10 protein-coding genes are annotated in these 15,314 nt (G+C 74.1%); all 10 read left to right on the top strand.

Annotated elements, in window-relative coordinates; translation table 11 throughout:
• Positions 1–443: 443 nt before the first annotated feature.
• On the top strand, positions 444–1,118 hold the full coding sequence (locus ACZ3IG_RS14330) for an IclR family transcriptional regulator (protein ID WP_467431929.1): 675 nt from the start codon (positions 444–446) through the stop codon (positions 1,116–1,118).
• A gap of 842 nt (positions 1,119–1,960) precedes the next feature.
• Positions 1,961–2,602 carry an AfsR/SARP family transcriptional regulator gene (locus tag ACZ3IG_RS14325; protein WP_467431928.1) on the top strand — a complete coding sequence of 214 codons (642 nt, stop codon included), beginning with the start codon at positions 1,961–1,963 and terminating at the stop codon, positions 2,600–2,602.
• 64 nt (positions 2,603–2,666) lie between these two features.
• The gene (locus ACZ3IG_RS14320) at positions 2,667–3,299 is read left to right on the top strand and encodes an NADPH-dependent FMN reductase (protein ID WP_467431926.1); all 633 of its coding nucleotides are present in this window, start codon (positions 2,667–2,669) and stop codon (positions 3,297–3,299) included.
• Between the two features lie 182 nt (positions 3,300–3,481).
• Positions 3,482–3,706: an ammosamide/lymphostin RiPP family protein gene (locus ACZ3IG_RS14315; protein WP_467431925.1), complete on the top strand. Its 225-nt coding sequence runs from the start codon at positions 3,482–3,484 to the stop codon at positions 3,704–3,706.
• On the top strand, positions 3,700–5,511 hold the full coding sequence (locus ACZ3IG_RS14310) for a hypothetical protein (protein ID WP_467431923.1): 1,812 nt from the start codon (positions 3,700–3,702) through the stop codon (positions 5,509–5,511). The genes ACZ3IG_RS14315 and ACZ3IG_RS14310 overlap by 7 nt, the downstream gene beginning before the upstream one ends.
• On the top strand, positions 5,508–7,943 hold the full coding sequence (locus ACZ3IG_RS14305) for a hypothetical protein (RefSeq protein ID WP_467431921.1): 2,436 nt from the start codon (positions 5,508–5,510) through the stop codon (positions 7,941–7,943). The genes ACZ3IG_RS14310 and ACZ3IG_RS14305 overlap by 4 nt, the downstream gene beginning before the upstream one ends.
• Positions 7,940–10,231: a hypothetical protein gene (locus ACZ3IG_RS14300; protein WP_467431919.1), complete on the top strand. Its 2,292-nt coding sequence runs from the start codon at positions 7,940–7,942 to the stop codon at positions 10,229–10,231. The genes ACZ3IG_RS14305 and ACZ3IG_RS14300 overlap by 4 nt, the downstream gene beginning before the upstream one ends.
• Positions 10,231–11,706 (top strand): hypothetical protein, encoded by a 1,476-nt coding sequence (locus ACZ3IG_RS14295; protein ID WP_467431916.1) that lies wholly within the window; start codon positions 10,231–10,233, stop codon positions 11,704–11,706. The genes ACZ3IG_RS14300 and ACZ3IG_RS14295 overlap by 1 nt, the downstream gene beginning before the upstream one ends.
• Positions 11,703–13,955, top strand: coding sequence for a lantibiotic dehydratase (locus tag ACZ3IG_RS14290; protein ID WP_467431915.1), 2,253 nt, complete (start codon positions 11,703–11,705; stop codon positions 13,953–13,955). Before ACZ3IG_RS14295 ends, ACZ3IG_RS14290 begins: the two co-directional genes overlap by 4 nt.
• Positions 13,952–15,259: a metallopeptidase TldD-related protein gene (locus ACZ3IG_RS14285; protein WP_467431914.1), complete on the top strand. Its 1,308-nt coding sequence runs from the start codon at positions 13,952–13,954 to the stop codon at positions 15,257–15,259. The genes ACZ3IG_RS14290 and ACZ3IG_RS14285 overlap by 4 nt, the downstream gene beginning before the upstream one ends.
• The last annotated feature ends 55 nt before the right edge of the window (positions 15,260–15,314 follow it).

Genomic DNA, 15,314 nt, shown 5'->3' with positions numbered 1-15,314 from the left:
AGCGCTTCCCTCCGCGTTACCCGCACGTACGCCGAACGACGTTGCGCCGGGCGGGACTTGGCTCGTTTTTTACCGTCAAGTATTGGCAATGCACCGGCGAAGGCACTTAGCTTCCGACGGTGAACGTCCCTACGGGTATACGAAGGACCTGGTCGCGACCGGCTTTCGCGCTCATCCCGTACGGACGCACCGGACACCGCGTCGCAGCGCACGCGGATCCCCGAAAGCGCTGCGCCACCCGGGGCGCGACTCCCCGGTCACCCATGCCACCGTCTCTTCACCCCTGCGCGACACGCTCCCCCTCGGGGCCCACGGCACCACCGCGGCCTCTCGCCCCTTGGCGTCCCCACCGCTCCCTCACCTGTGCTCGACGGAAAGGACCACCAGGGATGTCACCCGACCTGTCCACATCGCCGGCCGATCGCTCGGCCACGGCCCGCACCATGCGTATCCTCACCGCCTTCGACCACGACCACCCGGTCCTGACGGCGAGTGAGCTCAGCCGGCGTTCGGGCTTACCGGTGGCGACCACCTACCGTCTGGTCACCAAGCTGGTGGCCCTCGGCGCGCTGGAACGGCGGAGCGGTGGCGCGTACAGCATCGGACTGCGGCTGTGGGAAGCGGTGGCCGGGTCGCCCCTGGCCGGACTCCGCCAGGCCGCCCTCCCCCACCTGCTCCAGCTCTCCGTCGGGATCCGCGCCACGGCACTGCTCGGCGTCCGGGACTCCAACGAAATGGTCCTCCTCGAAGTACTGCCCGGAGAGAGGTGCACCGCGGCGCCGCCACGACCCGGAGACCGCATCCCCTCGGACGACAGCGCGCTGGGTCTGCTCCTCCAGGCCCACGCCGAAGGCCCCGGGGCAGTCGGCCCCACCGCCGACCGGAGCGAGTCGTCCTGGCCCCGGCACGTCGTGGAACACGCCTGCCGCACCGGACACATCGTGACGGAGGACCGGCTCGACCCGGGCATCAGCGAAGTCGCCGGCGCCATCCGGAATCCCGAGGGACGGACCGTGGCCGCACTGGGCGTCGTCGGGGCGATCGCCCGCCCTCACATTCCCGGGGCATTACGGGCGGTGATACGCGCCACCGAGGCGTTGTCGGGAAAGGCGCACTGAGGAACCGCCGCCCGGCGCCCCGTACTGAACGCCGGCCCCGCCTCCCGAACCCGCCACGACCGCCTGCGGTCCCGCGCGCACCCCACCCCGCGCCCTCCTCCGCTCGCCCGCCCCGCGCGGACGGCCTGCTCGCCATGCTCCGGGACGGCGTCTTCCACGAACCCCGCGATCCCCACGGACGTCGAACTCGCGGCTTGGGGGCCCAGCAGCCCCGAACCACCGCCGGAACCCGGCACGGTTCGCCTCGCCGGAAGCAGGAGAACCCTTTGCCTGCATGTCGTGTACATTGCCATTTCGCACATCAGGGTGCTGCCTTCTTTCACCCGGCCCTGAACGCGCCGACCTGCGCACGGAGGCCGGGGACGCCGTAATCGGAATACCCCGGCGAAGGCCGCGGATTCCCAGTCACTGGGAAGAAGAGTTGCCCCCGTGACTTTTCCGTACGGAAACTGAGTCCGCATCGGCCGGGAAAATCTCGGTCGCTCACTTCACCCTCCCACCGAAGCAGGCGACGAAGAGGGGCCTGCGCAGTCCGTCCGGCCAGCGGACCGGTACTTCTCCACCGCACATCCGGAATGCGTGCGGGCACGTCTGTCTCATCATCGGCGAGAAAAGAGGCCCCCTTGCCCTCATCCGCTGCTTCCGCCCGTATCGTGGTGCACAGCCTCGGCACGTTCTCACTGAATGTGGAGGGCCGCCAGAAGATTCGGTGGCGTGCCGGGAAGGCACGCGACCTTTTCCTGTATCTCCTCGTCCACCGCGGCCGGACCGTCGACAAGGACGAACTCCACGAAGCCCTGTGGCCCGGCAGAACGTGGTCACCGCGGTCGAGTTCGGTGCGCGTGGCCAAACACGCGGTCCACCAGATACTCCGCGGCACCGCCGGGGACGACGGACGTCCTGCCGCCGAGATCGTCTCGCAGGACCAGGGCTACACCCTGATGCTCCATGACCTGTGGCTCGACATCGACGCGTTCGAGAGACTCTGCGACGAGGGGCGCAGGGCCGTCGCCCGCCGGGACCGGGCCACCGCCCTCGACCGCTTCCATCGCGCGCAGGAGCTGTACACGGGCGACTTCCTGCGCGGGCAGAGCGAGGAATGGGTCATGGAACAGCGGGAGTGGGTGCGGTCCCTGGCCCTGACGGCGCTGGACCACCTGCTCGACGAGGCGCTGTCGCACGACGACGTCCCCGAGGCGATCGCCCTGTGCCGACGGACCCTTGAGGTCGACCCCTACCAGGAGAACGTCTACCGGACACTGATCGGGCTCCACGGCGACCTGGGCCAGTTGGGCCAGGCCCGGGCGTGGTACGACCAGTGCCACCGGCGGCTGTCCGAGGAACTCGACGTCGGTGTCACCGACGACACCCGGCGCGTCCTCGAACGGGTGATGCGCGGGGCGGGACTCCCGGCCCGGGACGTGCGCCTGCTGCGGCAGCCGTCCGTCGCGTGCACGGCGGTGGCCCGCCGGCCGTCCGCATAACCACTCCGTAACGCCCGCTGACTAGCGTGCGGACATGTGCTCGCCCCGAAAGGCTGGTGGCTCCATGCTGGAAACGGAACGCGGCGTCGGCTCCCTCGCGGGGGATCGAGGCAGAGGTCCCGGCGACAGCGAAGCCCCTCTTCTCGTCGTCGGCATCGGCGGCACCGTCCGTCCCTCGTCCTCCACGGAGCGCGCGGTCCAGGCCGCCCTGGCCGCCGCTCGCAGGGCGGGGGCCAGGACACTCCTGATCGGCGCCGCCGATTTGCAACTGCCCCTGTACTCACCGTCCGAGGCTCGGCGGACACCAGAGGCGCGGGCCCTGATCGACGCGGTCATGAGAGCCGACGGCCTGATCATCGGCACTCCGGCCTACCACGGAGGTGTGTCGGGGCTCGTCAAGAACGCCCTCGACTACATCGAGGACCTGCGGGAGGACTCCCGCCCCTATCTGCACGGCCGCGCGGTCGGTTGTGTGGTCACCGCCCGCGGGCAGCAGGCCGCCCTGGCGCTCTCCGGCCTGCGCTCCGTGGTGCACGCCCTGCGGGGCTGGCCCACCCCGCTCGGCGTGACCCTCAACACCGAGACGACCACGCTCGCGCACGACGGCACCAGCACCGATCCGCGCGTCACGGCCCAGCTGTCCGCGTTGGGCGAGCAGGTCGTCGACTTCGTCCGGGTGCGCACCGCCACCCGCTGAGCCGCCCGGTGCGCGGCACCGTACCCGGCCCGTCACACGCCGCGCCCCACCACCCCTTGCTCCGTCACCCTCGTCCTCGGCATGCCCGTGCCCCGGCGGCCGGGCGAGCCAGCCTGCCCGCAGACCAACCACCTGACGATGACCGGCTGCCGCCGGTCGACCGGACCGAAACGGAGAACACCATGGACAGCGTCACCGAGCCCACCCAGCCCGACCCCACAGCGGAGTCCGCCGCCGAGTCCGCCGCCGAGTCCACCGCCGAGTCCACCGGCGTCTCCCCCGATGTCCAGGACGACACCGAACTCGAAGGGCTCGACGACCTCGACGACGTGGACTTCGACCTCGACGAGGTCGAGAACAAGATCGCCCCCCTGGCGCTCGCCTCGAACGAGTCCGCCCGATGGTGACCACCACGAGTGCCCACACCGCCAGGGGGAACGCTGTCCGCACCAATGTGAACACGGGCCCCGCGGCCTCCTACACCGGACTCCGGAAGAGCCTCAGGGCGCTGCGGGCCGACGGGGCGTCCTTCGGTGACCTGCCGGCCCGGCACGCGTCCGAGTGGGCCGAGCTGTTCCCCGCCGAGCCGGTGCCCGGCACGGCCCCGCTGGAGGAGATCGCCCTCGCCCCCTCCGAGCGGCGGCTGCACCGCGAGAGCGAGCAGGTGTACCGCGTACTGTCGGTGGCCGCCGCCGCGCTGTGCGCCGGGACCGCCGAACTCGGCCGACCCCTGCTGATCAGCGGCATCGGCGGCACCGACCTGTCCTCCCTGCGCGGCTTCATGCGAGCGGTGGAACACGCGCGGGTGGTACCCGGCGCCCGGCTGCTGCTCGACGACCCGCGGACGATCCGCACCCCGGCCGGCACCCACGCCGACTACCGCGACGAGCGGGTCCGCTGCCTGCGCCGCATGGGGGTCTCCCTCACGGCCGGGGACCTGGTGCCGGACCCGGCGGCAGATCGCGGCGTGCCGTTCGTGCCCGAGTCCGAGGAGGGCGAGCTCTACCTCAGGGCCCGGGACCAGGACAGCTCCGCCGTGGACCGGGTGGCGGCCGCCCTCGCCTACAGCCGACGGGCGTTCTTCTCCGCGAACTGGGAGGGCATGGCGGTCGTCGCCGACGAGGCGGTCCGGCTGCTCGACGGCCTTCCCGGTGCGGTGATCCCCGAGCTGCTGGCGAAGGCCGAGCGGGAGGACGAGCTGGTCCACGCCATCGAGTTCGAGACCGCGATCCTGCGCGGTCCTTCCGACGTACGCGGGTTCCTGCTGAAGGTGCTCGGTATCCAGGCCGGCTTCCGCGGTGACCAGGACACCGCCCTGAGCTGCTTCCGCGCCATGCGGGAGGAGGCTCCCGGGCTCTCCCCGGAGATCCGCGCCCAGTCCCATCTCTATGCGGCCCTCACCCTCTCCAAGCGCAAGCAGCGGCTGGCCGAGGCCGTCGCGGAGGTGGAGCAGGGGTTCACGGCGGTAGAGGAACACCCCGACGAGGCCGAGAGCGTACGCCGTGAGCGAGGCTGGCTGCACAATCTGCGCGGCCTGACCCTGTTCGCCGAGCGGCGACTGGGCGCCGCGTTCGAGCACGAGAAGCAGGCGCTGGCCTGTATGGCCGGTCTGACCGACGCGAGCTCCGCCCATCTGCGGATCAATCTCTACTCGAACATCAGCGTGCTCCAGGAGAAGGCCGGCAAGGCCGCCTCGGCCCTGCGGACCTGGGAGAAGTTCAAGGAGGCCACCGGGTCGTCGAACGCCGGCTTCGCCAAGCACCACGCGTACCGCAGCGCCGGGTTGCGGCTGCTGGTGGGGGACCGCGCGGGGGCCCTGGCGGATCTCGACACCACCCTGGTCAACGCGAACGCCCTGGCCGACGTGTTCCACGAGACGGAGGTGCGGCTGGAGCTCGGCAGCCTGCACGCCTCGGCCGGTGACCGGGAGGCCGCCGCCGACCAGTACGAGCGGGCCGGGGAAACGGCCGTCCGGCTCGGCGACCCGTACCGGATCGCGCAGGCGCGGGCCGGACGGTTCCTGACCACGGGGTCGGCGGCGGCCGCCCGGTCCGCGGAGGAGCACGCCGCCCTCAGCCTGACCCGTCCCGGTGAGGCGGAGGCACTGGCCAAGGCCGTGCGGGAGGGTACGGAGCTGTCCGGGCTGCTGCCCGCGCCGCGCACCAAGCTCAACCGTCCCTTCGACCTGATCAACTTTCAGGACCGGCCATGACGGACGAGACACAGGGATGGCGGCTGTACCCGCGCCTGCTGCTGCGGCGGGCCGGGTTCGGGGTGGACCTGCTGACAGCCCTGGCCGACGGGCCCACCCTGGACACGGCCGCGGAGTACCGCGCGGCGGCGCGGCGGTTCGAACAGAGCCGCACCCTGCTGCGGGAGGAGATCGCCAAGGCCGTCGCCCGCGCGGACCGGCGCACGGACCGGGCGAAACTGCGCGAACTGTCCGGTATGCGCAGCCGGGTCGGCCGCAGACTGCCCGTCGCGCCGGGCGCGCTCAGCCCCGAGCTGGAGGGCGCCGTGAGCGCCTACGGGACGGCGCTCACCGCCGAGCGCGAAGCGGCACGACGGCTGACGGCGGTCCTCGCCGAGGAGGCGCCGCGCCGCCCGGAGCGCGTCCGGGAGCTGCTCGACGACGGGCGGGTGTGCGACGCGCTGCTCCAGCTCTCCCCGTCGTTCCACACGGAGGTGCTCCGCTGGAACGACGGCTGGGCCGAGCGGGACGCCGAGCGGCGCAACCGCGCGAAGGACCGTGCCTTCTACCGCCGTGTGTACTTGTACGGGCAGCGGCTCGGCGCCAAGAACGAGACGACGAGTTTCTTCGGGCCACTCGTCCACGGCAGGATCGACCCGGACGCCGAGGGCATCGCGCTCGGCCCCGAGACGGAGTCGGGCGTCCACTTCCTCCAGGCGCAGACGGCGTTCTGGGCCGTCTGCGAGCTGGCCCGGCTCGTCGGTACCGATCCCGCGGTCCGTGACACGTCACCGGTGTCCTGGCTGCCTTCCTGCCGCCGGGAGGCCGGCAGCACCCCCGGCGAGGGAACGATCCGCCCCGCGGACGGCCGCCGGATCAGGCTGGTCGGCGCCCAGTGGGCCATCGCCCACGGCACCGACGGCCGCCGGTCGGTCACGGACCTCGCCGGCCTCGCCGGCGTCGGGATCGCCGAGGCGCACCGCGTGCTGGACCGACTGCGGCAGGCCGGCGCCGTACGGCTGTGGCCCGAACCCCCGTCGACCGCCGCACGGCCGCTCGACTGGCTCATCGCCTGGGCGGACCGGTACGCCCCCGCGACGGACTGGCCCGCCGGGCTGCGCGGACTGCGGGAGTTCGCCGACCGCTACGCCGCGGCCGGCGACCACCGGGCCAGAGCCGCCGCGCTGGCCGAGGTGGAGGAGTGCTTCACCTCGCTCACGTCGGTCGACGCGCGTCGCGCCGGGGGCCGCATGTACGCGGACCGGCTGGTGGTGTCCCTCGACGCCAAGGGCGACCAGAGTCCCGTCGTGGTGGGCGGGTCCGTGGCCCGGCGCTGGGAGGAACAGCTCACACCCGTGCTGGACGCCGCGGCGCGGTACGGGGAGCTGCAGCAGCGCGCCGCGGCACGGCTGTGCGAGCGGATCGTGCGGGACGCGGGCGTGGACGTCATGCCGTACGACGAGCTGATCCGCCGTACGCACGCGGCGGTCGAACGCGGCGCGCTCGCGGAACTGACCGCAGAGACGGACGAGTTCACCCGCACGTACACCGAGCTGGTCCGATCGGGACTGCACGGTCAGGAGACGCGGCTGACACCGGGGGAGCTGGCGGTGCTGGGCCCCGCTCCCGGCCGGGACCGGTTCGTCAGCCCCGACCTGATGCTGGAGCGCCGGCCCGGCGGAGCGGAGACGCTGGTCCTGGGCGAGTTGCACCCGTATGTGTTCGCCTGGGGCTCGCAAGGGCTGTTCAGCGACGAACAGGAGCGGATGCTGGAGGACTTCGCCTCCGGACTTCAACCGTGGGGCGGTTCCGGCCGCATCGCCACGGTCATCCGGCGGCGGCGTCACAAGGGCCTGGTCGCCGACTGGTTCCCGGGCCGCTTCGTCGAGATCACCGCGGTGGCCACGGACGACCCGGACCGGGCCGTTCCGCTCACCGACCTGACCGTCGTCCTCGACGGCGACGTGCCGCGGCTGCGCTCGCCCGACGGCGAACTCGTCCTGTACGCGGGCGAGGACGACCATGTGCACCTGAGGGCGTTCGCCGCGCCGGGCGTGGCGCTGCCGCAGGTGCGGATCGATGACTTCGCTCCCCGGATCACGGTCGGTGACGTGATCGTGCAGCGGGCCCGCTGGTGGATCGACCGCGCCGACCTCGGCGTCGACGCCGTACGCGATCCGGCGGGCGCGTTCCTCGCGGTGCAGTCGCTGCGGGCCCGGCACCGCATCCCACGGTTCTGTTTCGCCTCGCTCGCGCACGAGCCGAAACCCGTCGGACTGGACCTGGACAACCCGCTCGCGGTCGACGCGCTGGTGGCGATGGTCCTGGCCGGGGAGGACCGGCAGGTCTCGCTCGCCGAGATGCGCCCCGCGCCGGACGCCCTGTGGCTGAGCCACCAGGGTTCGCCCGTGACCTCCGAATTCCGGATCGCCATGAAGAGAGCCGCGTCGTGAACGAATCCACCGGAGCCGCCCCGGCGGGGCCGCGCTGGGAGCTGCTGCCGACCGTGGTCCTGCGCAGCGCCGGCTTCCCCTGGCAGATGGTCGAATCCCTCGCGTACGAGCGCACCCGCGCGCTCGTCGGTGAGCTGTCGGCGCTGGAGGAGGAGGCGGCCGACGTCGCCGCCCGGCTGCGCCCCAACGGCCGTCTCACCCGCGGCCAGCAGAGCAAACTCCGCAATCTGCGGCCCCTGCCGCCGGCGGAGTCGTTCTCCGACGACTGGTTCGCGGAGTGGAACGACGTGGCCGGGAGGGTGGCCGGGGTCCGGGAGCGGATCGGGCCGGCGGTCGACGCCGACGCCGACGCCGTCGAGAAAGCGCTCACCGGCATCCGTAACGACCCCCGGGTCAACGACGCCATCGTGTGCTCCTCCCCCGCCGTCCACCGAGATCTGGCGCGGGGCGCGACGGGCGGCCGGATCCGCAGACAGCTCGCCTCCTACGCACAACGGCTGGCGTCGAAGAGCGAGACGATGAGCTTCTTCGGCCCCATCAACTACGGCCGGGTGGACGCCGAGGCCGGCACCCCGACGACCCTCACCTGGCGGGGGCACACCGAGATACCCGTCCGGCAGGCCCACACCGCGGCGCGTGTGACCGACTCCGTGCAGGCGCTGCTGGTGGCGGACGACGCCCTGGTCGCGCGGCTGGTGCCGGTGCGCAAGACGGTGCTCGCCGGGCCCCGGGGGGACGGCCCGCTCGCCGCCCTGGTCCGGGAGGCCGACGGCGAACGCACGGTGGCGGAGATCGCCTCGGCGCTGGCCGCGGACGAGGAGCGCGTGGCCGGGCAGTTCCGTGCGGCCCTGGCCAAGGGACTGCTCACCCACACCCTGTGCCCTCCGGCGACCGTGGTCGATCCGCTGCGCTGGACGCTGGAGCGGATCGACACGGCGGATCCCGGGACGGCGAGCCGGGCCGCCGGGGTGCGCGCCCTGCTGGTCAAGGTGCTCGACCTGCTCGACGGCTACCCGTCGGCGCCGCCCGAGCGCAAGCTGACCGTCCAGGCGGAGCTGGAGTCGCTGGTCCCGGGCGTCTCGGGGCCGGCGCAGCAAGGCCGCTTCTACAACGACCGGGTGATCGTCCACGAGGCGGCCGTGGGGACGGCCGAACTGACCGTCCGGGGGCCGCTCGCGCGGGACATGCGCGAAGCGGTCGCCCCGGTGCTCGACCTGCTGGCGCACGAGGCGGAGCTGACCCGTGCGCGCACCAACCGTGCGGTCGCCGCCCGGCTCGGGGCCGGCCGGATTCCGCTGACCCGGGCGCTGCGCGACTGCGCGTCCCTGGAGATCGAGCCGGGCGGATGGCTGGGCGCCGAGCTGGGCAAGGCGGTCCGGGACGCCGGTGCGGACCGTGCCGAACTGGACGTGGCGGGGCTGCTGCCGACGCCGCCGGCCGCCCGGGAACCGGTCCTGTGCTCGATCGACGTCCTCGTCGCGGTGACCGGCCTCGCGGACTACCGGTCCGGTGAGACCCCCCTGGTGCTCGGCGACATCCACGACGCGGCGCTGCTCACCCCGTGGGCGCTCCAGTTCCATCCGGACGCGGCGGCCCTCCTGGCCGAGCGGGACGCGGCCGTGCGCCGTGCGCTCGGCGACCGGCTCGCGGTGAACGTGATCTCGCGTCGTACGACGGGACTGCCGCCGCTGGAGTTCCCGGGTGTCGTCCTGGAACTGGGCGGTACGGCCTCGCCGGGACGCGAGCGGGTCGGGCTGGACGAGCTGTGGCTGGACAGTGACGGCGAGCGGGTCGAGCTGCGCAGCGACGCCCACCCCGGCCGGAGCCTGCTGTTCCACAACGGTGAGCTGGACACGGCCGTCCACACGGCCCTGGCCCTGCCGCGCATCCGCCGGCCGCTGCTGCCGGACCTGCCGCACGTGCCGCGGCTGCGCTGGCGCAACGTGGTGTTCTCCCGGCGCCGCTGGACGGTGCCGAGCCAGGTGGTGCTCGACACGGCGGGCCGGCCGCGGGACGGCGACCGGCTGCTGGAGTCGGCGCGGCTGGTGCGCGAGCACGGGCTGCCGGCGCGGTTCTTCGTGAAGTCCCCGGCCGAGCGGAAGCCGGTGTACGTGGACACCGCGGCGCCCGAGCTGCTGAAGGGCCTCGCCCGGCTGGCGGGCACCGCCGAACGGCTCGCGGTGTCCGAGGCGCTGCCGGCGCCGGAGGAGACCTGGCTGCGCGACGGCGAGCTGCGGTTCGCGTCCGAGCTGCGGTGTGTCTATCTGCGGGGCGGGGGCGGACGTTGATGGCCCGCCGGCTCGTCGTACCCCCGCTGTTCGACCTGAGTCTCGTCCCGGACCTCGCGCCGGGCGACGACCTCCTCGATCTCAACGCGGCCTTCGTCGCCCGGCTCACGGACGACGCGTGTCTGCGCGCCCTGGCCGCCACGTACGCGACCGGCGGACGCGGCGTCGGCGGCGACGCGGGCGAGCGGGCCACCAAGGCGCTCTTCGTGCGCGCCGCGGCGGCCGTCCTCGCGCGTGGCCGTCACGACTCGGGCCGGCTGCGGGCCGTGGGCGTCGTCCTGCGGCTGTCCGCCGCGGACGATCCGGCGCTGCGGCTCGCCGGGGACGACGTGGAACTCGCCCACGGGACCACCGAGTCCGGCGCCGACGTGGTCGCGGCGGCGGCCCGTACCGCGCTGTGGGGACCGGAGACCGAACGCGCCCGCGGCTGGGCGGCGGGGCACCAGGTGCATCTGCTGGTCGAGACGGACCAGCAACTGCCCGCCGCGGTCCTGCTGGTCGGGGCGCTCGGTGCCGAACGGGTCGTGCTGTGCGGCCGGTTCGCCGCCGAGCACCGCGCGGCGCTGTCGGCGCTGCCCCCGTTCGCGGGTGTCGCGGGCATCGAGAGCTGGGCGCCGGACTGGCGGCTGCGGCCCGAGTGGACACCCGGCTCCGAGGCCGTGCGCTGGGTGCGCCGGGCCACGGCGTGGCGGGCCGGGGAGCCCTGGGCGGGCTGGCTCGAACCGGAGGAGGCCGCCCGACTGCCCGAGGAGGCCTGGGAGCGCTGCCGGGGCGTCGCGCTGACCGTCGCCGGGCTGGAGTCCTGGGCCCGGGTGACCGGGGCCCACGGCAACCCGGTCGACCTGGAGCCCGTGGTGAAACTCGCCGGCGTGCGGCGGCTGGCCGCCGAGCTGCTGGTCGGCGCGCCCGGTGCGGACGCCGGGGACATCACGGCCACCGCCCGGAGGCTGGCGGCCGGCCCAGGGCCACGGCTCGCCGGGTTCAGCCCGTTCCGGCTGCCCGCCGCACGGGGCAGCGACGTCCCGGCCCGTTGGGACGGCCGGCCGTTGGCACGGCACGCCACCGCCGGCCACGACCTCCCCCGCTGGGACGCGTTCGACGCTCCCGGCACGCTCGGCGCGGACGAGCGGACCGCCCTCATCGCCGGGCTCACCGGCGAGTTCGGCGCGGCCACCGACCTCTTCCCCGGCCGGTTCGCCGCCTGCACCGTGCGGGCGCCCGGCCCGGCCCCCCGGTGGGAGCCGTCGGCCGCCGTCGTGCCCGAGGAGGGCCAGGGGCCCGACGGCCGCGGCCCCGGGCACTTCGTGGTGAACCTGCGGTCGGGCGGCGCCTTCCGGCTGCACCCCCGGCTCGCGCCCGTCGTACGGCGGCTGGCGGCCGGCGACCCCACCGTTTGGGACCGGCTCGGCGAGACGGTCCGTACCAGACTCTCCGGCCAGCTGGAACGGGCCGGTGTGATGCGGAGGCCCCAGTGAACCGACGATGGCGTATCGGACGGGAGTTCATCCTGCGTCACGCGGGCATGCCGTTCGACTGGCTGGAGGAGCTGGGTGCCCCCGAGCCCCTGCTGGACCTGGCCCACGAGGTCCTCGAACGGGAGCGTGTCCTGCTCGCCCTGGTGGCGGCGCGCTTCACCGGCGAGCGGGCGGACGCCCTGAGGGCCGAAGTGCTGCGCGGGCGCACCGACCGGCTGCCCAAGTCGGGCGACGGGGACTGGAGCGAGGCGGTGCGCGCCTGGGAGGGTGCGGTACGGCGCTGCGCGGCGGCCTACGAGGAGGCCGACGAACAGGCCGGGAAACAGCTGCGGGACCTGCTCGCGCACCCGCTGGTGTCGGAGGCGGTGTTCCTGTCCAACCCGGACGCGTACCGCAACATGCTGCGTCCGCTGCTGGCCGGCGACGGACCGCTCACCTCACGCCGTCGCCGGGTGCGCCGGCAGATGTACACGTACGTGCAGCGGTTCTGCGCCAAGAACGAGACCGTGAGCTTCTTCGGCCCCATGGCGTACGGGTCCGTCCGGCCGGGTCCCGGTGCCGCGCTGCGCGGGGACGTCCCGCCCACCCGCAGGGTGTTCTTCTCCCACTGGGCCGCGCGCGCCCTCGTGACGGCGATCGCCCGGGACCCCAAGATCCTGCCCCACCTCGCGTTCCACAGCACCGGCCGCGGTGACGCCGGGGCCGAGCCCCTCCTGCGGCACGTCACGCCCGGCGGGACCGCCTTCCGGGACGTGGTCCGCGCGGCCGGCCGGCCGGCCGGCGAGGTGGCCCGGGCCCTGACCCGGCTGGTGGCGGCCGAGGCCCTCACCATCGGCCTCGGCGGCGGCGACTACGACCTCGATCCGCTGGCCACCCTGCGCGGCCAGCTCGCCGCGCTGCCCGCCTCCGCCGCGCGTGACCGGTGGTGCGGCCACCTCGACGAACTCGCCGCGCTGCTGCGGGACATCGCGGAGCAGCCGCTCGACGGCAAGGCGCCGGCCGTGGCCGCGCTGGAGGAACGGTTCACGGAGATCACCGGCAAGCCCGCCCGCCGGGGGGCGGGAGCCGCCTACGCGGACCGTGCGGTGTTCTTCGAGGAGTGCGCCTCGCCGTTCGCCCTGACCGTCGGCGAGGACGTGGTACGGCGCTGGGAAGAACAGCTGGCTCCGGCCCTGGAGGTGTGCGTGGCGCACGGCCACGCCGCCCAGGCGGCGGCCGCCGACGCGGTGCGCGCGGCCTTCACGGACGAAACCGGCGACGAGGTGGTGGAACTCGACCTGCTCGACTACGCGACGCGTGCCGCGGCGAGCCGGGCCGATTCCACCAGCACCTTCCAGGCGGCCCACGCCCCCGTGCACTCGGGGGCGCGGTGGCGGACCGAGGTGGAGCGGCTGGCCCGCGAGGCGGGCTCCCGCGACGGCGACCGGTACGCGGTGGTCGACCTGTGCCCGTCCGCCGCGGACGCCCGTGGGCTCCCGGCCGCGCCGCTGGTCCTCTCCCGCGTCCATCACCACCTGCTGGTACGGAGCTGGCTGGGCACCATGCATCCGGATCCGGACCGCCTCGGCGCGGACGCGGCGGACTGGGTCGCCGAACAGGACGGCACGCTCGTCGGACTGGACTTCGGGCGCCGCAACAAGGGCTACTACCGCTTCCCCGGGCGTGAGGTCGCCATGCGCCCGCTCGGCTGGACCGACCAGGGCCGCGAGGAGGTGACGCCGCCGGAGCGGATGCGGGTCGAGATCGCGCCGGACGCGGTCAGACTGCGCGACCCGGACGGCCGCGAGGTGCGTGCGTACGTGCCGCTGAGCGACTTCGTCAAGTACGCGCCGATCGCCGCGCTGTCGCATCCGCAGGTGCTGCACCCGACGTTCGCCTCGGCGGACGGGGAGCAGCCCGAGGTGAGCGTCGGCCAGGTGGTGCTCCAGCGCGCGCGGTGGCGGGTGCCCGCCGAGGCCCTGACCGCGCCGGAGCCGTACGCCCGGTTCCTCGCCCTGCGGCGGCTGGCCGAACGCACGGAGGGCCGGTTCGTGTTCTGCCGCAGCGCGCGCGAACGCAAGCCGTATCTGCTCGACCTCGCCTCCCCGCTCGCCGCCGATCTGGTCGCCCATGTGGCACGCGACACGCCGTGGCTCGACGTGGAGCGGATGGCTCCGGGTCCGGAGGGCCTGTGGCTGCGCGACGCCGAGGGGCGGCGGTACACGAGCGAACTGCGGATCCAGGTCATCGGCAGGAGCGCGCGGGCATGACAAGGACGACACAGACGCGCGACATGGCCGTGCCGGACTCCGGCAGCGCGTACACGACGGTGTTCGCCGAGCACTCCCTGCGGCTGCGGGCCGATGTCTCGCCGGGCGGCAGACCCGTCGAACGGCGGTCCGTGGTGCGCGGGATGAGCGTGGAGCGCTCCACCGGGGACGGCTGGGCGGAGCACCGCTTCGCCGACGACGACGCCCTGCTCCGTTCGCGCCGCGCCGGGGCGGGTCCCGTCGACGCGGACACGCTGCGCGAGGTCCAGGAGCGCCCGCTGTTCGCGCTGTCCGAGGAAGGCGCGGAAACGCTGGCCGAGGTGTCCGCCGAGACCGGCGCGGACCTCACCCTGGGCGTGGTCCAGCAGCATGTCGCCGCGGGCGGGCCGGACCGGGTGCGGGCCACGGAGCGGAGGGTGACGACCCTGGAGGTGGGGGTGGCCGGCGAGGACGGCACCCGTCACTCGCGGTCCGTGCTGTGCGACAGCCCCGACGACACGGCGGCGCTGCGGGAGGCGGCCACCCGCACGGCACGGGACATCCTCGGCCGCCTCGCGCTGCCCCTGGCGGACTCCGTCCCGGAGCGGGCCGATCTGGTGCTGTTGCCGGGGCTCGCCGGTGCGTTCTTCCACGAGATCGTGGGCCATCCCATGGAGGGCGACGTGGTGGCATCGGCCACCAGCTATCTCGGCGTCCGCGCCGGACGGCGGGTGGCTCCCGGCTGGCTCTCCGTCGTGGACGGCGGGCTGGAGGCCGTACGCGGCTACCGCAGCCCGTTCGACGACGAGGGCACCGACTGTTCGACGGTCCGGCTGATCGACCGGGGCCGCGTGGGCCGCCCCATGACCGATCTGGCCCTGGCGGGGCGGCTGGGCACCCGGGGCACGGGCCACGGCCGCCGTCAGGACTACCGCCATCCGGCGATTCCCCGCATGACGCACACCGTGGCGCGGGTGGAGCCCGGGACCGTGACCCGGCCGCCGGCCGGCGACTGGGTCACCCCCTACGGGCTGCGGCTGCACCTGATGAACGTCGCCTCGGGCGAGTTCGTCTTCGACGCCCCGTTCTCCCTGCTGCACCGCGCCGACGGCGGTGTGTCCCGCCTCGGCCCCCTGACGGTGACGGGTCACGGAGCCCGTGTCCTGTCCGGGATCGAACCGTTCGACCACCGGGTCGACGGCTATCTGCGCGCCACGGGAGGCTGCGGCAAGCTGGGGCAGTACCCGGTGCTGGTGTCGTTCGCCAACGCGGGACTGCGCGTCCCCGCCGGTCTGGTCGGCCTGCGGGCGGTGGGCCGTGCTTGAGTCACGCGTACGGGCCTTCGGGGTTCTGACGCCCGCCCCCGGCGGGCCCCGTGTC

The sequence above is a fragment of the Streptomyces sp. NPDC016677 genome, from assembly GCF_055562815.1.
This window is presented reverse-complemented; position numbering and strand designations above follow the sequence as displayed.